Consider the following 391-nt stretch of genomic DNA (forward strand, 5'->3'; position numbering starts at 1 on the left):
TCGCGGTGCCGACCGGTGTCGGGAACCTATGTGCCGACATGCAATCAGGCGACGGCGAAGACGATCGCCTTTTACGGAACGCAAACACCTGCGGCAAACGCTCAACCCCGCGTCCCCGACTGGAAGGATCCTTCCGACATCACCATCACTGCACCCGATGCAGACGGGAACATCACCCTTTCCACTGCTCATCTCTACAAGAACTCGCCAGTGTTCGGCTTTCTGGGAATCGGTGCCATCACGATCAGTTCCTCCCACGAAGAGAGATATATCGGATGGTGACCTCTAGGGCGATCAAGACATTCTGGCAGGATAGCAGTGGTGTCAGCCTTGTCGAAGCATTGCTGACCTTTCCGATCGTCATGCTGGTATTCGTCGCCTTCATCGAGTC

1 protein-coding gene and 1 pseudogene are annotated in these 391 nt (G+C 56.0%); both read left to right on the forward strand.

The window, feature by feature from the left end:
- A pseudogene (locus AF337_RS29690) lies at positions 1–282 on the forward strand (TadE/TadG family type IV pilus assembly protein); the annotation flags it as partial.
- The coding region (locus AF337_RS45745) for a TadE/TadG family type IV pilus assembly protein (RefSeq protein ID WP_425287905.1) at positions 276–391 on the forward strand (116 nt) is incomplete at its 3' end. The pseudogene AF337_RS29690 and the gene AF337_RS45745, both read left to right, overlap by 7 nt.

This window comes from Rhizobium ecuadorense (assembly GCF_001187535.1).
In the GTDB taxonomy this organism is placed as follows: Bacteria; Pseudomonadota; Alphaproteobacteria; order Rhizobiales; family Rhizobiaceae; genus Rhizobium; species Rhizobium ecuadorense.